At 71.0% G+C, this 16,994-nt stretch carries 16 protein-coding genes, 1 pseudogene and 1 riboswitch; of the genes and pseudogenes, 5 read left to right on the top strand and 12 right to left on the bottom strand.

Features of this window, described 5'->3' with window-relative positions:
• Nucleotides 1–41: 41 nt before the first annotated feature.
• Nucleotides 42–294, bottom strand: a riboswitch (cobalamin riboswitch).
• Between the two features lie 83 nt (nt 295–377).
• From ABIA38_RS21765 to purB, 7 genes are all read right to left on the bottom strand, one after another.
• Entirely contained in the window at nt 378–566 is a 189-nt protein-coding gene (locus ABIA38_RS21765; protein WP_424640413.1) for a hypothetical protein, read from the bottom strand.
• Nucleotides 567–823: 257 nt separating this feature from the next.
• Complete coding sequence (gene mug, locus ABIA38_RS21760) at nt 824–1,429, bottom strand: G/U mismatch-specific DNA glycosylase (RefSeq protein WP_424640574.1); 606 nt, start codon at nt 1,427–1,429, stop codon at nt 824–826.
• Between the two features lie 38 nt (nt 1,430–1,467).
• Nucleotides 1,468–2,292 (bottom strand): GNAT family N-acetyltransferase, encoded by an 825-nt coding sequence (locus ABIA38_RS21755; protein WP_424640412.1) that lies wholly within the window; start codon nt 2,290–2,292, stop codon nt 1,468–1,470.
• Nucleotides 2,293–2,297: 5 nt separating this feature from the next.
• Nucleotides 2,298–2,759, bottom strand: a complete 462-nt coding sequence (locus ABIA38_RS21750; RefSeq protein ID WP_424640411.1) for a MarR family winged helix-turn-helix transcriptional regulator — start codon at nt 2,757–2,759, stop codon at nt 2,298–2,300.
• A 163-nt stretch (nt 2,760–2,922) separates the two neighbouring features.
• Nucleotides 2,923–4,464 carry an ATP-dependent DNA ligase gene (locus ABIA38_RS21745; RefSeq protein WP_424640573.1) on the bottom strand — a complete coding sequence of 514 codons (1,542 nt, stop codon included), beginning with the start codon at nt 4,462–4,464 and terminating at the stop codon, nt 2,923–2,925.
• Between the two features lie 96 nt (nt 4,465–4,560).
• The gene (gene asnB, locus ABIA38_RS21740) at nt 4,561–6,423 is read right to left on the bottom strand and encodes an asparagine synthase (glutamine-hydrolyzing) (protein WP_424640410.1); all 1,863 of its coding nucleotides are present in this window, start codon (nt 6,421–6,423) and stop codon (nt 4,561–4,563) included.
• Between the two features lie 236 nt (nt 6,424–6,659).
• Nucleotides 6,660–8,102: an adenylosuccinate lyase gene (gene purB, locus ABIA38_RS21735; RefSeq protein WP_424640409.1), complete on the bottom strand. Its 1,443-nt coding sequence runs from the start codon at nt 8,100–8,102 to the stop codon at nt 6,660–6,662.
• Between the two features lie 47 nt (nt 8,103–8,149).
• Here purB and ABIA38_RS21730 point away from each other — a divergent pair, with 47 nt between their 5' ends.
• Both ABIA38_RS21730 and ABIA38_RS21725 read left to right on the top strand, forming a co-directional pair.
• Nucleotides 8,150–8,482 carry a YnfA family protein gene (locus ABIA38_RS21730; RefSeq protein ID WP_424640408.1) on the top strand — a complete coding sequence of 111 codons (333 nt, stop codon included), beginning with the start codon at nt 8,150–8,152 and terminating at the stop codon, nt 8,480–8,482.
• A gap of 74 nt (nt 8,483–8,556) precedes the next feature.
• Nucleotides 8,557–8,961 (top strand): annotated as a pseudogene (locus ABIA38_RS21725) (class I SAM-dependent methyltransferase); the annotation flags it as partial.
• A gap of 13 nt (nt 8,962–8,974) precedes the next feature.
• On the opposite strand, the gene ABIA38_RS21720 reads toward ABIA38_RS21725, so the two are convergent.
• The 4 genes from ABIA38_RS21720 to ABIA38_RS21705 are packed head-to-tail and all read right to left on the bottom strand — an operon-like array spanning nt 8,975 to nt 12,058.
• Entirely contained in the window at nt 8,975–10,009 is a 1,035-nt protein-coding gene (locus tag ABIA38_RS21720) for an EamA family transporter (protein ID WP_424640407.1), read from the bottom strand.
• 31 nt (nt 10,010–10,040) lie between these two features.
• Nucleotides 10,041–10,697: a GOLPH3/VPS74 family protein gene (locus ABIA38_RS21715; RefSeq protein ID WP_424640406.1), complete on the bottom strand. Its 657-nt coding sequence runs from the start codon at nt 10,695–10,697 to the stop codon at nt 10,041–10,043.
• Nucleotides 10,698–10,744: 47 nt separating this feature from the next.
• A complete protein-coding gene (locus ABIA38_RS21710) occupies nt 10,745–11,125 on the bottom strand; it encodes a hypothetical protein (RefSeq protein WP_424640405.1) in 381 nt (126 codons plus the stop codon).
• A gap of 9 nt (nt 11,126–11,134) precedes the next feature.
• Nucleotides 11,135–12,058 carry an SPFH domain-containing protein gene (locus ABIA38_RS21705; protein WP_424640404.1) on the bottom strand — a complete coding sequence of 308 codons (924 nt, stop codon included), beginning with the start codon at nt 12,056–12,058 and terminating at the stop codon, nt 11,135–11,137.
• 226 nt (nt 12,059–12,284) lie between these two features.
• Here ABIA38_RS21705 and ABIA38_RS21700 point away from each other — a divergent pair, with 226 nt between their 5' ends.
• Both ABIA38_RS21700 and ABIA38_RS21695 read left to right on the top strand, forming a co-directional pair.
• Nucleotides 12,285–13,658, top strand: coding sequence for an FtsW/RodA/SpoVE family cell cycle protein (locus tag ABIA38_RS21700; protein WP_424640403.1), 1,374 nt, complete (start codon nt 12,285–12,287; stop codon nt 13,656–13,658).
• Between the two features lie 41 nt (nt 13,659–13,699).
• The gene (locus ABIA38_RS21695) at nt 13,700–15,124 is read left to right on the top strand and encodes a penicillin-binding transpeptidase domain-containing protein (RefSeq protein WP_424640572.1); all 1,425 of its coding nucleotides are present in this window, start codon (nt 13,700–13,702) and stop codon (nt 15,122–15,124) included.
• A 32-nt stretch (nt 15,125–15,156) separates the two neighbouring features.
• On the opposite strand, the gene ABIA38_RS21690 is transcribed toward ABIA38_RS21695, so the two are convergent.
• Nucleotides 15,157–15,765, bottom strand: coding sequence for a TetR/AcrR family transcriptional regulator (locus ABIA38_RS21690; RefSeq protein ID WP_424640402.1), 609 nt, complete (start codon nt 15,763–15,765; stop codon nt 15,157–15,159).
• A gap of 139 nt (nt 15,766–15,904) precedes the next feature.
• Between ABIA38_RS21690 and hpnH the strand changes: the two genes are divergently transcribed.
• A complete protein-coding gene (gene hpnH / locus ABIA38_RS21685) occupies nt 15,905–16,909 on the top strand; it encodes an adenosyl-hopene transferase HpnH (protein ID WP_424640401.1) in 1,005 nt (334 codons plus the stop codon).
• Nucleotides 16,910–16,994: the final 85 nt, after the last annotated feature.

The raw sequence follows: 16,994 nt of genomic DNA, 5'->3' as shown, positions 1-16,994 counted from the left end.
CTCTCTCCTCGCGAGCTCGTACGTACAGGTGACCCCACGCCCGAAGGCGCGGGCAGCCGGCAGGTATTCGGACTCGCGGGCATGCCGGGGCACCGCCGGGCACGGCGTGCTCGGTGGTCCGCGGAGTTCCTAGTGGTCGTCGCTTCCCGATCGCCTCTCGGCGTTCGGCGCTCCATGACGACGTTCGTTCCCGCTCACCGCTGCGGGGGCAGTTCCGGCTTCGCACCGGATTCCCTCTTGCGTCGCCCCTCCATCGAACTTTCGGATGGGCGAACCAGCTGCGTCGGAGAGCATATATGTAGTGGCGGCGTGGTCGTTGCACCCCCAGGTGTTGTGTCGTGTCGCGGTCTCGGCCAGGCCCGTTGTTCCGGGCCCGGTCACGGCCGGCCGCCCCGGGGCCCGGCTTTGGCCGGCCGGGCGGGTCCGGCCGGACCACCCTGCGGCCGATTCACCGCCCGGGGCACCTCCCGCCCCGAGTCGCGCCACTCGGCGACCAGCGCCTCGTAGACGGGAGTCTCGAACGTCTCCGTGGGCCACGGCCCGAACGGCGCGCGCAAAATCTTCACGCCGACCCAACCGCCCGAGAGGTCACGAAGTAACCACCAACCGAGTGAAGCCACTCGGTCGATGGACGGGGGCGGGGGCGGTGGGTAGGGGCGGGCAGCGACGCGGGGTCGGGCGGCCTGCGGGGCAGCACAGCGGCCCGACGGCGGGGCCGGGGAAGAGATGGCGGCGCGGTGGGTGTTGTGCCGTGGGCCGGATGCGCGGCGGGTCGGGGCGCGTGGTTGGCGTGGGGGCGCCGTGGCCGGCTGCTCTCGCCGCGTCAGCCGGCGTCTGGGTCGGCCGGTTGTTCGGTCGGCCCCGCGTCGCGAGGTCGTGCGAAGGCTGTCGTGCGTAGGGTGGTGAAGGCTTCGGCGAGGGTGGTGGCGGTCCAGTGGGCGTTGAGGCCGCTCGGGTTGGGGAGGACCCAGATTCGGGTGTCGTCGATGGTTTCCGGTTGGCGGCCGACCACGGCCTTGGGGCGGCCGAAGCCGGTTCGGTACGCGCCGATGCCGAGCACCGCCAGCCAGGCCGGGCGGTACTCGCGCACCCGCGCGGTGAGCGCCGCGCCGCCCGCCCGGTATTCGTCCCTGGTCAACTCGTCCGCCCGGGCCGTGGTCCGGGCCACCACGTTGGTGATGCCGAGCCCGAGGGCGGTCAACTCGTCCTGTTCGTCGGGTCGGAACAGGCGCGGCGTGAAGCCGGCGGCGTACAGCGCGGGCCAGAACCGATTGCCCGGCCGCGCGAAGTGTCGCCCGGTCGCGCCGGACCACAGCCCCGGATTGATCCCGCAGAACAACACCCGCAGATTCGGCGCGAGCACGTCCGGGATGCTCACCCCGTGCGCCGCCGCCAACTCCGCCGCCGTCGGATTGCGCCCCGCCGGAATCGGCAGCACGATCGGCTTCGCCGGCCCCGCCCCGCCGCTCACGGTGCCTCGGCGATCAGCGCCGTCCCCACCGACCGGAAGCCGAGCCGGTCGTACACGCGCGCCACGTGCTCGTCCCCCGCGGACAGGAACACCGTCTCGCTCCCGCTCGCCAGCGCGTGCCGGGCCAATTCCCACGTCACCGCCGCCGCGAGGCCGCCGCGCCGGGCCGCCGGGAGGGTGGCCACGCCGACGATCTCGGTGGTGTCGTACAGCTGTTGGTAACTCCCGACGCACAGCGGTCCCGCCGGGCTGTACGCGGCGAACATCACCGTCGCGCCGCTGCGCAGCCGCTCGTTGAGGTAGGACAGCAGCTCCGGGTCCTGCCCCAGCGCCGCGGTGTCCCGTTCGCTCGGCCCGTCGGAGCCCGACGCGGTGCCCGGGTTGGCGAAGCCGACCGCCGCGACGCTGTGCACGATGGCCAGGTCGGTGGCGTCCGCGCGAATCTGACGCACCGTCACCAGGTCCGGCAGATCCGGGCGTTCGGCCGGCTGCTCGGTCGGATCGAGGACCATCAGCGGGTGTTCGTGGACCTGCAACTCGGCCTCGATGGCCGCCGCGCGCATTGCGGGCGTGGTCTCGTGGACCCATTCGAACGTCTCGGGCACTTGCAACTCTCTCTGCCGCGCCCGCACCGCACGGACATCCGCGACGGTGGGCTCGACGGTGCCGCCGAGCGTGGGTCGGGCGTAATAGGGCCAACCGAGGCCCTCCCGGACGAACAACGTCAGTGCGCCGATCGACTCCGTGCGGGTGGACCGGCGTGCCACCCCGTCGTAGAACGTCTCCAGATGCGCACGCAGCTCCGCGGCGGACTTCGGCATGCGGGTCAGTGTGACACGACCGCCGGCACCGGTAGCGGTCGGTGTCCGAAGCCGGCCTTGAGCCGGCCCAGGAGTTCGGACAGCCGCTCGGCGTCGTCGTCCGACCAGTCCACGAGGCGCTCCGCGAACACCGCCAGGCACGCGTCGGTGGCCCGCTCGACCACCGCGCGGCCCTGTGGGGTGATCCCGAGCAGCACCGCGCGGCCGTCGCTCGGATGCGGCCGGCGCTCCACCCAGCCGTGTTCGACGAGGTGCGCGAGGTGTCGGCTGACCACGGACATGTCCAGGTCGAGGAGTTCGGCGAGGCGCCCGGCGCGCAGCGGTTCCGTACTGCGGCTCAGCGCGAACAGCACCGACGAACCCGGCGGCAGGCTGCCGACCGGAACCGCCTTGGCGAGGCTGCGGTAGACGCCGACGATGCCCTCGAACTCGGTCAACAGTTGTCGGCAGGCTTCCCGGGTGGCCATGGCCGGCCTCTTTTCTTCCGACTTCATCCCGCAGCACTTTCCGCAGCACTTTCCGCAGCACATTACGGATCACGCTCCGGATCGCTTCCGGATCGCGTTCGGCACTGCGCCCCGCGTCGCGATCCGCGCGGGTTTTCGTTGCCTACCACAACTATAGAAGATGTTAGTTGCGTTCGGCAACTTCTCTGACCGTATCCATGTCGTCGGCCTCCGCCGCCGTCTTGTCCTCGCGATACCGCACCACCCGCGCGAATCGCAGCGCCAGCCCGCCCGGATAGCGCGTACTGGTCTGCAACCCGTCGAAGGCGATCTCCACCACCAGCTCCGGCCGCACCCACACTGTCCAGTCGTCCCGCCGCACCGCCAATTCCTGAAGCCGCTCGGTCTGCCACGCGAGCAGCTCGTCGGTGAGCCCCTTGAACGTCTTGCCGAGCATCACGAACCCGTCCCCACCCGGATCCCGCGCCCCCAGGTGCAAATTGCTCAACGTCCCGCGCCGGCGCCCGTGCCCCCACTCGGCGGCCAGCACCACCAGGTCGAGGGTGTGCCGAGGCTTGACCTTGACCCACCCGGCGCCACGCCGACCGGCCGTATACGGGGAGTCCAACGACTTCGCCACCACCCCCTCGTGCCCACGCGCGACCGCGTCGGCGAAGAACGCGTCCGCCGCCGCGTCGTCGTCCGTGACCAGCCGAGGCACCAGCAGCTCCGCCGGCGCGAGCGCCGCCAGCGCGGCCCAGCGCTCGGCCCCCGGCCGGTCGATCAGGTCCGCGCCGGCCACGTGCAGCGCGTCGAACAGGTACACCGTCAGCGGTGTCTCGGCCCGCAGCCGGGCCGCGTCGTGGGTGCCGGTCCGGGACGCGGTGAGCTGGAACGGGTGCGGCCGACCGTCCGGACGCAGGGCGATCGCCTCGCCGTCCAGCACCACGCTGCGCACCGGCAATGCCCGTACCGTCTCGACCAGTTCGGGCACCCGCGCGGTGATGTCGTCCAGACTGCGGGTGAAGACGGCGATCCGGTCGCCGTCCCGGTGCAGTTGCACCCGGATCCCGTCGATCTTCCATTCCAGCGCGACGAGGGCGTGCACGTCCTTGGCCCGCAACTTGGCCAGCGCGGCGGGCACATCGGGCGCCGCCGCGGCCAACATCGGCCGCACCGCGTGCCCGACCTCCAGGCCGAACCCGGCCAGCGCGCCCGCGCCGCCGGACAACGCCGCGGCGGCCACCGGCCCGGCGGCCCCGCGCAACATCAACGCCCGCCGTACCGCCGGCACCGGCACCTCGGCGGCGCGCGCGATCGCGTCCGCCATCACCCCGTCCAACGCGCCCTGCCGTACCTCACCGACCAGCAGCCCGACCAGGAACCGCTGCTCCACCGCCGTCGCCCGGGCGAACAACGCCGCCAGCAGCTCCCGCCGCGCGGCCTGCGACCCGGCGCCGGTGGTCGCCCCGATCGCCGCCAGCGCGGCGTCCACCTCCAGCACGGTCAACCCCGGCTCGGTCGCCGGCTCCGGCAACGCCCGCAACGCGGCCGGTCCGACCCCGATCTGCCGCTGAGTCAGCGCCCCGGCGAGGTAGGCCACCACCACGCCGGCCTCCGCCGGATCCGCCCGCCGCAGACACCCGGCCACCAGTTCGGCCTTCGCCGTCCGCCCGGCCTCCGCCGCGACCCGGCTCGACACCACGGCCACGTCATAAAACAACAACGACGCCACGCCACGACTCCTCACCCGGGACGACTGCCGAAACCATGGCCGCCGAGCACGCGGCTCATGCCGACCCGGGCCGTACGGGTGAGTCACTCACACCTCGACCCGCACCCCGTACCGGCGCAACCACGCGTCCGTGCTCAGCACCACCTCGATTGCCGCCCGGGCCTCGTCGCCCGTTCCGTGTACCGCCTTGCGGGCCGCGTCCGGGTCGAGGAGGGGACGGACCGGTGCGTCCCGGTCGGCCAGGAGGGCGTCGAGTTCGCGGCGCAGGGCGTTCGTATACGCCGGGTCCTGGATCGACGGGTACGGGCTCTTGCGGCGCTCGGCTATCTCGGCCGGCAGCACATCGCGGGTGGCGGCCCGGAGCAGGCTCTTCTCGTAGCCGTCGAAGTTCTTCAGCGACCAGGGGGTGTTGAACACGTACTCGACCAGCCGATGGTCGCAGAACGGCACCCGCACCTCCAGGCCGACCGCCATGCTCATCCGGTCCTTGCGGTCCAGGAGCATCTGGACGAAGCGGGTCAGGTGCAGGTAGCAGATCTCGCGCATCCGACGCTCGTGCGGATCGGTGACCCCGTCCGGGTGCGGAACCTCGAGAAGCGCGTCGTGGTAGTGGTCGCGCACGCGCGCGTCCAGTTCGATCCGGGCCAGCAGCGCGGGGTCGAACAGGCCCTCGCGCGGGGTGACGTCGGTGCCGCCGAAGCCGCCCAGCCGAGTCATCGAGGCGAGCCACGGAAAGGTGTCGGCGTAGACCGATTCCCGGTCGTGAAACCACCGGTAGCCGCCGAACACCTCGTCCGCCGACTCGCCGGACAGCGCGACCGTACTGCGTTCGCGAATCGCCCGGAAGAGCAGGTAGAGCGAGGTGTCCCCGTCGCCGATGCCCAGCGGCAGATCACGCGCGCCGAGCGCGGTCTGCCTTGGTCCGGGGTCGAGCAGGGCCGCGGCGTCGAGCACGATGTCGGTGTGTTCGGTGCGCGAGCGTTCGGCCAGCATGTGGACGTACGGCGCGTCCGGTGTGCCGCGCATCGCGTTCGGCGCGAAGTTCTCGGTGTAGCCGGTGAAGTCCACGGCGAATGACCGCACCGTGCCCAGCCCGTCGGCCCGGGTCCGGTCGGCGGCCAGCGCGGTCAGCGCGCTGGAGTCCAGGCCGCCGGAGAGCAGCGTGCACAGCGGCACGTCGGAGACCAGTTGCCGGGCCACGATGTCGTCGAGCAGTTCGCGCACGTGCGCCACCGTGGTGTCGCGGTCGTCGGTGTGCTCGCGCGCGGGCAGCGACCAGTAGCGGATCTCCCGGCTGCCCGTGCGCGAGACGCGCAGCACGTGACCGGGCGGCAGTTCACGCATCCCGCCGAAGATCGCGTGTCCGGGTGTCTTGACGAAGGCCAGGATCTCGGTGAGCCCGTCGGCGGCGACGGTGGCCCGTACGTCGGGGTGGGCCAGGATCGACTTGGGTTCGGAGCCGAACAGGACGCCGTCCGAGGTGGCGTACCAGTACAGCGGCTTTATCCCCATCCGGTCCCGGACCAGGAGTAACTCCTCGGTGCGCGCGTCCCACAGGCCGAACGCGTACATCCCGTTGAGCCGGTCGACGAACGCGCCGCCCCACTCCAGATAGGCGTGCAGGACCACCTCGGTGTCGCTCGCGGTGCGGAAGTGGTGGCCGAGTCGGCCCAGTTCGGCGCGCAGTTCGCGGTAGTTGTAGACCTCGCCGCTGTAGGTGAGCACGAGCAACGGCCGGCCGTCGGCGGTGATCACCATGGGCTGTGCGCCGCCCTCGATGTCGATCACCGCGAGTCGGCGGTGCCCGAACGCCACGTGCGAGGCGGTCCAGGTGCCGCCGTCGTCCGGGCCGCGGCACACGTTGACCTCGCTCATCCGGTCCAGGATCGCGCGCTGCTCGGGTCGATTCAGATCGTCCTGGTAGGAAACCCAACCGGTGATGCCACACATGTCGGTGCCCCTCTCCCCGGCCGCGCAGGGAGGGCGGCCGAGCCGTGAGCGTGACGTTACGCTCCGGAAACATCGACTCACAAGGTTGTAGGCACCATCTATTCGGTCAAAGGTTGGTCAATACATCGAACCGTCGGACGACGATCCGTCGCCGCACGCCGACGGGCCGGGCGGCGGGGTCCTCCCCCACCGCCCGGCCCGTCGGAGCCGCCGACCACACGTCGGCCGAAAAGCGACTAAAGGATGGCCCCCGGGCGGTACTTCGCCGCCTCCGGGTGCTGCTCCGCCACCGTCTCCACCCGCCGGATCACCTCGGCCACCTGCGCCGCGGCGGCACCCGTGAACGACAGCCGGTCCGCGAGCAGCGCGTCCAGCGCGGCCCGGTCCAGCGGCAGCCGGTCGTCGGCGGCCAGTCGGTCCAGCAGTTCGTTGCGCTCGATGCCCTCGCGCAGGGCCAGCGCCGAGGCCACCGCGTGCTCCTTGATCACCTCGTGCGCGGTCTCTCGACCCACACCGCCGCGCACCGCCGCCATCAGCACCTTGGTGGTGGCCAGGAACGGCAGGTAGCGGTCCAACTCGCGGGCCACCACGGCCGGGAACGCGCCGAACTCCTCGAGCACGGTCAGGAACGTCTCGATCAGCCCGTCGAACGCGAAGAACGCGTCCGGCAGTGCGACCCGGCGCACCACCGAGCAGGACACGTCGCCCTCGTTCCACTGGTCGCCCGCCAACTCGCCGACCATCGACGCGTAGCCGCGCAGGATCACCGTGAAGCCGTTGACCCGCTCGCACGAGCGTGTGTTCATCTTGTGCGGCATCGCGGACGAACCGACCTGGCCGGCCTTGAAACCCTCGGTGACCAGCTCGTGGCCGGCCATCAGCCGGATCGTCTTGGCCAACGAGGACGGCGCGGCGGCCAGCTGCACCAGCGCGGTGACCGCGTCGTAGTCGAGCGAGCGCGGGTAGACCTGGCCGACCGAGACGAACGTGTGCTCGAAGCCCAGGTGCGCGGCGACCCGTCCCTCCAGCTCGGCCAGCTTGTCCTCGTCGCCGCCGAGCAGGTCGAGCATGTCCTGCGCGGTGCCCACCGGGCCCTTGATCCCGCGCAGCGGGTAGCGGGCGATCAGGTCCTCGAGCCGGTGGTAGGCGACGAGCAGTTCGTCGGTCGCCGAGGCGAAGCGCTTGCCGAGGGTGGTGGCCTGCGCGGCGACGTTGTGCGAGCGGCCCGCCATGACCAGCTCGGCGTACTGCGCGGACAGTTCGGCCAGCCGCACCAGGAGCGCCACCACGCGGTCCCGGACCAGTTCGAGCGAGGACCGGATCTGCAACTGCTCGACGTTCTCGGTCAGGTCGCGCGAGGTCATGCCCTTGTGCACGTGCTCGTGGCCGGCGAGCGCGTTGAACTCCTCGATCCGGGCCTTGACGTCGTGCCGGGTGACCCGCTCGCGCTCGGCGATCGAGGCCAGGTCGACCCGGTCGATCACCCGCTCGTAGTCGGCGACCGCGCCCTCGGGCACCTCGATGCCCAGGTCGGCCTGGGCGCGCAGGACCGCGAGCCACAGGCGGCGCTCGAGCACCACCTTGTGCTCGGGGGACCACAGCGTGGCCAGTGCCGGGGAGGCGTAGCGGTTGGCCAAAACGTTCGGAATGCGGGGCTTGCGCACAGGCTGGGACGTCACGAGCGGCGAGTTTACCGAGCCGCCGTCGCCGGCTTTACCGTACGTCCATGATCGTCGCGCGTTCCCTGGTCCTGTTCGTGCTCGCCGCCGTTGCCGAGATCGGTGGCGCGTGGCTGGTGTGGCAGTCCGTCCGCGAGCACCGGCCGTGGTGGGTGGCCGGCCTCGGGGTGATCGCGCTGGGCGTGTACGGGTTCGTGGCCACCCTCCAGCCGGACGCCGATTTCGGCCGGATCCTGGCCGCGTACGGCGGTGTCTTCGTCGCGGGTTCACTGGCGTGGGGGATGCTCGTGGACGGCTTCCGCCCGGACCGCTGGGACCTGGCCGGCGCTGCGGTGTGTCTGGCGGGCGTCGCGTTGATCATGTACGCGCCACGCCGCTGATCGGGTGGGCACGGCGCGGTCGGGTACGCCCCGCGCCGCCGAGCCGGCCCGAGGCGGCGGGCACAATCGAGGGCATGGACAAGATCCGGCCCGCCTACGAGGAACTGGGCGCCGAGGGCTTCTACCTCCGACACGGGTCGGCGTACCGCAACCCGCACGAGCCGAGGGTGCGCGCCGTGCTGGCCGAGGTGTTGGCCGAACCGGTCGCGGCGGAGCCGGAGTTGCTCGCCGATGTGCTGGACCTGGCCTGCGGCAGCGGTGAGGCCACCCTGGCGCTGCGCGAGTTGGGCGCGCGTGCGGTGACCGGCATCGATCCGTTCACCGGGGCCGCCTACCGCGAGCGGACCGGGCAGGACGCCGAGGCGTTGCGGTTCGAGCAGATCGCGGCGGGTGCCCTGGCCGGGCGCAGCCATTCGCTGGTGGTGTGCAGCTACGCGCTGCATCTGCTCGCCGAGTCCCGGCTGCCCGCGCTGGCCTACGCGCTGAGCGAGGTCACGTCCGCGTTCCTTGTGGTGACTCCGCACAAGCGTCCGGTGTTGCGGCCGGAGTGGGGCTGGCATCTGGGTCGGGAAGTGCTCGTGGATCGGGCCCGGGCCCGGCTGTATCGGACGACGCCCGGGACCGCCGAGGCGACTGCGCGATCGTGACCCCCGCGCTGGCGATCACCACGAGCGCGATGCCCGCGATCTGGATCGGTACCAGCGACTGATCCAGGACCAGGAAGCCGGCGATCGCCGCCACCGCCGGTTCCAGGCTGGCCAGCAGGCCGAATGTGGCGGGCGGGAGATGCTTCATCGCGAGCATCTCGAAGCTGTACGGCAGCGCCGAGGACAACAACGCGACGCACAGGCCGAGCCCGAGCACCTTCGGCTCGACCAGCGCGGTCCCGGCGGTGGCCACCCCGAACGGGGTGACCAGGACGGCGGCCACCGCGAAGCCGAGGGCCAGGCCCTCGATGCCGTCGAAGCGCTTGGAGATCTTCGAGGCGACCACGATGTAGCCCGCCCAGCAGGCCGCCGCGGCCAGTACGAAGGCGACTCCGACGCCGTCCAGACCGCTGAACCCGCCGCGACCGAGGAGCAGTACACCGCCGGCCGCGAGCACGATCCACACCATGTCGCGCAGCCGCCGGGACAGTACGACGGCCAGGCCCAGCGGGCCGAGGAACTCCAACGTGACCGCGGGGCCCAGCGGAAGCCGGTCGATCGCCGAGTAGAAGAACATGTTCATCCCGGCGAACATCACCCCCAGGCCGACCACCACGAGCCAGTCCGCGCGGGTGCGCCCGCGCAGCCGGGGTCGGGAGAAGGCGAGCAGGATGGCCGCCGCGATCACCAGTCGCAGGGTGACCGCGCCGGCCGGTCCCACGTAGGGGAACAGCCGGGCCGCGAACGCGGCGCCGAACTGGATCGAGCACGCACTGCCCAGCACCAGCAACACCGCGCGCCCCCGCACTCCCGGCAACAGCCGGTCGACGAACGGGGACAGCGCGCGCGGGGTCGCGTCGGGGGTGGTGCGGGAGGTCATTCTCCGACAGTACGGACACCGTCAAGCCGGCTCAGCCGCCGCCTCCGCCGTGCGCGGTGGCCTTGGCATCGTTGACCGCGTCGTGCAGCGCCTTGGGCAGCGGACCGAGGCCGGCCGCCAGCTCGCGGATCCGCTCCTTGGCCGCCCGGCGTTCCGGGCCGCCGAGCACCACGCGCAGTTCGCCCTCGTAGGCGAACACGGCGAGCGCCGCGTCCGGCCCGGGTACTGCACTGATCCGGCCCTTCAGCGCGTCCCACATCGCCTTGGTCGCCGCGCCGCGCAGTTGCGGTTGGCGCAGCAGCACCCGCCGGCGCGGGATGACGCCGAGCATCCGGTACGGCTCGTACCTGATCACCCGGTCGTGTTCCAGCGCGGCACCGACCAGGCCGACCGACCGGTTTCCGCGCTTCTTGACCCAGTAGCGCCACTTGCGCGGCTTCTCGCTCGCCGCGATCCGGGCCAGCAGGTCGGCGGCCAGTTCACACTCGGGCGCGCTGCCCCCGGGGGCGGCACCGAGTCGCCCGGTGATCCGCACCAGGCCGTCCTCGTCGTGGATCAGGCCCTGTTCGCAGAGCTCGTACAGGGCCGCCGCCTGGAGCGTCAACCCGAGGTGGGATCTGCTCGAAAGGCGCTGCCGCTGGGGGTTGCAGGCGAGCAGGAACACTCGCCTGGGCAGGGATACGTGCACGGCTGCCTCCTCGGCGCCAAGGGGTCACATCGTCTTCGGGTCGGTGCTCACGGCGCGGCACCGAGGTGGCCAGTGTCGCCACCGTCCCCGCGAGGGCCACCAGCATCGCCGGTATCGCCTCGATCGCCACCGCCGCCTCCACCGGGCTCGGTATCGGATTCGGTCTCGGACTCGGATTCCGTCTCGGGAGACCCGGGAGATTCGGAAGTTTCGGGAGACGGCGGTGCGGCGGGCGCGGGTTTCGGGGGCCGGCCCCGGCGGGCCGGACGGCCGGCGTTGCCCGGCATCCGGCTCGCGTCACCGAGTGCACGACGCAGCAGGAACTCGATCTGCGCATTGGTACTGCGCAGTTCGTCGGCGGCCCACTTGGCTATCGCGTCGTGCACCGCGGGATCGAGTCGCAGCAGAATCTTCTTGCGCTCGGTCACCGGGATCGACTACGCGTAGAGGGAACCGGTGTTGACCACCGGCTGCGTGGCCTGCTCGCTGCACAGCACCACGAGCAGGTTGCTGACCATCGCCGCCCGGCGGTCGTCGTCGAGTTCGACCATGTCGCCCTCTTCGAGCCGGTTCAGCGCCAGTTCGACCATGCCCACCGCGCCCTCGACGATCCGCTGCCGGGCCGCGACCACCGCGCCCGCCTGCTGCCGGCGCAACATCGCCTGGGCGATCTCCGGCGCGTAGGCGAGTCGGGTGATCCGCGACTCGACGACGCTGACCCCGGCCGAGGCGACCCGGGCGGCGATCTCCAGGGACAACTTGCCGGTGATCTCGTCGGCGTTGTCGCGCAGCGACATGCCGCCGTTGCCGTGGTCGTCGTAGGGGTAGCTGTTGGCGATGTGCCGCACGGCGGTCTCGGTCTGGATCGCCACGAACTCCTCGAAGTCGTCCACCTCGAACTTGGCCTGCGCGGTGTCCTTGACCTGCCACACCACGACGGCGGCGATCTCGATCGGGTTGCCGTCGTTGTCGTTGACCTTGGCGGTCTGCGTCTCGTGGTTGCGGATCCGGGTGGAGACCTTGGTGCGTTCGGTGAACGGGTTGACCCAGCGCAGGCCGTCGGTGCGCAGCGTGCCCTTGTAGTGGCCGAAGAGCTGGAGCACCCGGGCCTGGCCGGGGGCGACGGTGACCAGGCCGCACAGGCCGAACAGGGCGAGGACGACGATCACGATGCCGGCGGTGAGCCCGGTGGCCTTCTGCGCGTTGTGCAGGAACGCGCCCCACACGATGACGCCGGCGCCGCCCAGGATCAGCAGCAGGCCGACGATGAGCGCGGGCAGGCCGGGGGCACCGGTCACCACCTTCTCCCGGACCTGCGGCGCGGGCATTTCCACGATGGACTCGGAGCCGATGTTGCTCATGGGGTCACTCCTGCTCGGATCGGTTTGCCATCACCACCATAGCAAAGTGATATCACTTTTTGTTGAGGGGTAGACCTCGCCCTCGGCCCTGCCCGATCGGTCGCCACGTGGTCGACCCGGAGCCTCGTCCGCGCCGGCGGCGCGGACCGTGGCGACCGATTGCGGCGGGGCGATGTGGGCGCGATCTTCCGGTTACCCAGGGTTACTTGTGGGAACTCCAGAGCGCATGTCGAGATGGCGGCGGCGCACGACGGCGGGCGAACCCCTCCCACCGACGCGTCGCAACACCGAACTCCTGCTTCTCGTGTTCGCGGTCCTGATCCCGGTGTTCGCCTACGCGAACGTCGGCCTGGCCAAGGACGGCTCGATTCCCCCGGGAACCGCCAAATACGGCCTGGGACTGGGCCTGCTGGTCCTGGTCGCACACATCCTGGTGCGCTTCTTCGCGCCGTACGCGGATCCGGTGCTGCTGCCGATCGCCGCGCTGCTCAACGGTCTCGGCCTGGTGCTGATCTACCGACTCGACCTGGCGACCCCCGGAGTCCAGGCGGCCTCCTCGCAGTTGATGTGGTCGGCCATCGGAGTGATCCTGTTCGCGGCCGTACTGATCGCCGTGCGCGATCACCGCACGCTGGGGAAATACGCGTATCTCGCCGCCGCCGTCGCGCTGTTCCTGATGATCGTCCCGGTCTTCTTCCCGGCCATCAACGGCGCGAAGGTGTGGATCCGGCTCGGCCCGTTCTCGTTGCAGCCCGGCGAGTTCGCCAAGATCATCCTGGTCGTCTTCTTCGCGTCCTACCTCGCCGGCACACGCGAGACGCTGATGATGATCGGGCGCCGGTTCTGCGGGGTCAACCTGCCGCGCGGGCGCGATCTGGGACCGGTGGTGGCGGTGTGGCTGGCCTCGGTCGGCATCCTGGTCCTGGAACGCGATCTGGGCACATCCCTGCTCTACTTCGGCGCGTTCGTGGTGATGCTCTACGTGGCGACCGCGCGGATCGGCTGGATCGTGGTCGGCCTGATCCTGACCGCGCTCGGCGCGTTCGTGGTCGGCTCGGCCGAACCTCACGTGCACAGCCGGGTACAGAACTGGCTGGATCCGTTCGCGAGCATCCACGAGGGGCTCGGCCCGGGCCAACTCGCCCAGTCGCTGTTCTGCTTCGCGGCCGGCGGCCTGCTCGGCGCGGGGTTGGGCCTGGGGCACTCGATCCTGGTCGGGTTCGCCGCCAAGAGCGACTTCATCCTGGCCACCGCCGGCGAGGAGCTCGGACTCACCGGCATCGCCGCGTTGTTGGTGCTCTACGCGCTGTTGGTCGCGCGCGGCTTCCGGGCCGGGCTGGCCGCGCCGGACCCGTTCGGCTCGCTGCTCGCCCACGGGCTCTCCGCCGTGCTCGCGATCCAGGTGTTCGTGGTCGCGGGCGGGGTGACCGCACTGATCCCGCTGACCGGCATGACCATGCCGTTCCTGGCCCAGGGCGGCTCGTCGGTGGTCACCAACTGGGCGCTGATCGCCCTGCTGATGAAGGTCAGCGACCGGGGCCGCCGACCTCCCGCGCCGATCGAGGAACCGACCCCGCTGCCCGAGGAGGTGCGCGCGTGATCGTCACCGCCCGACGGGCCGCCGGATTCTGCCTGTTGCTGATGCTGGCCCTGCTCGGCAACGCGACGTGGGTGCAGGCATACAAAGCCGATTCGTACGATCACATGACGGGCAACCGCCGCCCGCAGATCATCCGTTACCAGCAGCCGCGCGGCGACATCCTGGTGGCCGATCGAGCGATCACCGGTTCGCCGCACCCGGCCGGTTCGTTCGATCTGGCCTACGGGCGCAGCTACACCGACGGCCCGCTCTACGCGCCGGTCACCGGCTACGCGTCCCAGCTCTACGGCACCTCGCTGCTCGAAGGCGTCGAGGACGACGTACTCGCGGGCACCGATCCACGCCTGGGCGCCTGGCCCGTGCTCACCGCGATCACCCGTAGGCGCAGTTCGGCGGGCAACGTGGCCACCACGATCCTGCCCGCCGCGCAACAGGCCGCGTTCGCCGGGCTGGCGAGCACCGGCAACAAGGGCGCGGTCGCCGCGCTCGACCCCACCACCGGCGCGATCCTGGCCCTGGTCAGCACACCGTCCTACGACCCGGGCGCGGTGGCCGGCGCGAACAAGGCGAGCCGCATCGCATGGGCCGCGCTGGACGACGATCCGGACCGGCCGATGCTCAACCGGGCGCTGCGCGAGACCTATCCCCCGGGCTCCACCTTCAAGGTGGTCACCGCCGCCGCCGCGCTCGCCTCGGGCGCGGTCGGCGATCCCGACGAGCCGACCGGGTCACCGGATCCCTATCCGCTGCCCGACACGCACACCCTGCTCGGCAACGAGGCGTCCGGCTGTCGTGACGCGTCGCTGCGCTACGCCCTCGCGGTGTCCTGCAACACCGTCTTCGCCAAGCTCGGGGTGGACCTGGGCGCGCAGACGATGCGCCGTCAGGCGAGCGCCTTCGGCTTCGACGATCCCAGGCTGCGGATCCCGGTCGCGGTCACCGAGAGCGTCTTCCCGAGGAGCCCGGACCGCCCGCAGACCGCGCTGTCCGCGATCGGCCAGTTCGACACCCGGGCCACCCCGCTGCAGATGGCCATGGTCGCCGCCGGGGTGGCCAACGACGGCGAGGTGATGCGGCCCTACCTGGTCGACCGGCTCACCCGCGCCGACGGCAGCACCATCCAGAGCACCGACCGACAGAGTCTGGCCCGCGCGGTGTCCCCGTCGGTGGCCCGACAACTGCAATGGATGATGCAGGACGTGGTCACCACCGGCACCGGCGGCAATGCCCGAATCGACGGCGCGATCGTCGGCGGCAAGACCGGCACCGCGCAGCACGGCGAGCACAACCGCGCGGTGCCCTACGCGTGGTTCATCGCGTACGCGAAGCCGACCGCGGACGCCAAACCCGCGGTGGCGGTGGCCGTAGTGGTCGAGGACGGCGCCGCCGACCGCGCCGACATCACCGGCGGCGGCCTGGCCGCGCCGATCGCCAGGGCCGTGATGACCGCGGTCCTGACCCGGTGACCCGCCGCGGGAGCGCGCCGCAGGAGAACGGGTCAGCTCTTCCGCAGCCCGGCCAGCACCCGGTCGATGACCTGCCCCACCTCACGCCGGGCCTGGGCCGGATCCGCGGCGCGCGCGGTGTACATGCTCGCCTCGGAGATCAACGACGCGAGCAGCCGGGCCAGTGGCGGCACCGGCAGCTCGTCGATCTCGCCGTTGTCCATCGCCTGTCGCAGCCACGCCGCGAGCAGCCCGTGCCCGTGCTCGTCCACCAGCGCGTCCCACGACCCGGGCCCGAGCACCGCCGGCCCGTCCACCAGCACGATCCGCTGGAAATCCCCGGTCGTGCACACGTCCAGGAACGACTGGAACCCGTGTCGCAACTGGTCCCACGGTTCGCTCGGGTGTTCTTGGGCATGACGCATCTCGTGGGCGACCAGGGCCTCGGCCGCCTCCGCCGCGACGATCTCCATCACCGCGCGAAACAGCTCGGCCTTGTCCTTGAAGTGGTGATACAGCGCACCGCGGGTGACCCGGGCCCGGGCCACGATCTCCTCGGTGCCGGTCTGCGCGTAGCCGCGGGTCGCGAACAACTCGCGCGCCGCGGCCAGCAGGGCCGCACGGGTGTCGGCGACATGTTGTGCCCGACGCGTGACCGCCATACAACCCCCACGTGACGTACAACCTGTATGTTGAAGATGTTGTCATCATCGGGCACCCCCGGGCAACGACGCCACGCCGAGCAGCGTTTCAGCGGACGCCGACGCCCCCGGGTACGGGGATAGAGAGGATGCGACGGTCATGGGCCTGCCGCTGAACCTGGCTGTGAAAATCGGCACGCATCTGGTCAAGCAGAAGATCAAGCGCGTCGACAAGTTCGCGATGATCGTGGAGGTCGAACCGCTCTTCGCGTGCAACCTCAAGTGCGGTGGGTGCGGCAAGATCCAGCAACCGCACGACGTGCTGCGCAAGCGCATGTCGGTGGAGCAGGCCGTCGCGGCCGTCGAGGAGTGCGGCGCGCCGATGGTCTCGCTCGCCGGCGGTGAGCCGTTGATGCACAAGCAGATCGACCAGATCGTCGAGGAACTGCTCAAGCGCAAGAAGTTCGTCATCATCTGCACCAACGCGGTGCTGCTGCCCAAGCACCTGCACAAGTTCAAGCCGAACAAGAACTTCGCGTGGATGGTGCACATCGACGGGCTGCGCGAGAAGCACGACCAGGCGGTGGCCAAGGAAGGCGTCTTCGACGAGGCGGTGGCCGCGGTCAAGATGGCCAAGGCGGCCGGGTTCCAGGTCTACACGAACAGCACGTTCTTCAACACGGACTCCCCCGAGAGCATCGTCGACGTGCTCAACTTCCTCAACGACGATCTCAAGGTCGACCGGATCCAGATCTCCCCGGCCTACGCCTACGAGAAGGCCCCGGTGCAGAACCGCTTCCTGGGCGTGGAGCAGACCCGGAAGTTGTTCGCCGCCGCCTTCTCCGGCGGCAATCGCAAGAAGTGGCGGCTCAACCACTCCGCGCTGTTCCTCGACTTCCTCGAGGGCAAGCGCGACTTCGAGTGCACCCCGTGGGCCATCCCGTCCTACTCGCTGCTCGGCTGGCAGCAGCCGTGCTACCTGATGGGCGACGGCTACGTGCAGAGCTACCAGGAGCTGCTCGACGACACCACGTGGGAGAACTACGGCCGAGGCAAGGACCCGCGCTGCGACAACTGCATGGCGCACTGCGGCTACGAACCCACCGCCGTGCTCGCCACGATGGGGTCCCTCAAGGAGAGTCTGCGCGCGGTGGTCGCGGGCTGACTCACGCGAACACCCCCGCGCCGCCGAACGACACGACGCGTGTCAATTGGGAGGCTCCGGACACCCCTCACCGGCATCCGGAGCC

This window comes from Embleya sp. AB8 (assembly GCF_049739465.1).
GTDB lineage: Bacteria > Actinomycetota > Actinomycetes > Streptomycetales > Streptomycetaceae > Embleya.
Note: the sequence above shows the minus strand (reverse complement) of the source record. Positions and strands in the feature narration are given on the sequence as shown.

Excerpts from the sequence above, each read along its gene's own strand:
- ABIA38_RS21755 (WP_424640412.1), bottom strand. The coding sequence starts at position 2,292 with ATGCCGAAGTCCGCCGCGGAGCTGCGTGCGCATCTGGAGACGTTCTAC.
- ABIA38_RS21750 (WP_424640411.1), bottom strand. The coding sequence starts at position 2,759 with ATGGCCACCCGGGAAGCCTGCCGACAACTGTTGACCGAGTTCGAGGGC.
- asnB (WP_424640410.1), bottom strand. The coding sequence starts at position 6,423 with ATGTGTGGCATCACCGGTTGGGTTTCCTACCAGGACGATCTGAATCGA.
- ABIA38_RS21730 (WP_424640408.1), top strand. The coding sequence starts at position 8,150 with ATGATCGTCGCGCGTTCCCTGGTCCTGTTCGTGCTCGCCGCCGTTGCC.
- ABIA38_RS21720 (WP_424640407.1), bottom strand. The coding sequence starts at position 10,009 with ATGACCTCCCGCACCACCCCCGACGCGACCCCGCGCGCGCTGTCCCCG.
- ABIA38_RS21705 (WP_424640404.1), bottom strand. The coding sequence starts at position 12,058 with ATGAGCAACATCGGCTCCGAGTCCATCGTGGAAATGCCCGCGCCGCAG.
- ABIA38_RS21700 (WP_424640403.1), top strand. The coding sequence starts at position 12,285 with ATGTCGAGATGGCGGCGGCGCACGACGGCGGGCGAACCCCTCCCACCG.
- ABIA38_RS21695 (WP_424640572.1), top strand. The coding sequence starts at position 13,700 with ATGCTGGCCCTGCTCGGCAACGCGACGTGGGTGCAGGCATACAAAGCC.
- ABIA38_RS21690 (WP_424640402.1), bottom strand. The coding sequence starts at position 15,765 with ATGGCGGTCACGCGTCGGGCACAACATGTCGCCGACACCCGTGCGGCC.
- hpnH (WP_424640401.1), top strand. The coding sequence starts at position 15,905 with ATGGGCCTGCCGCTGAACCTGGCTGTGAAAATCGGCACGCATCTGGTC.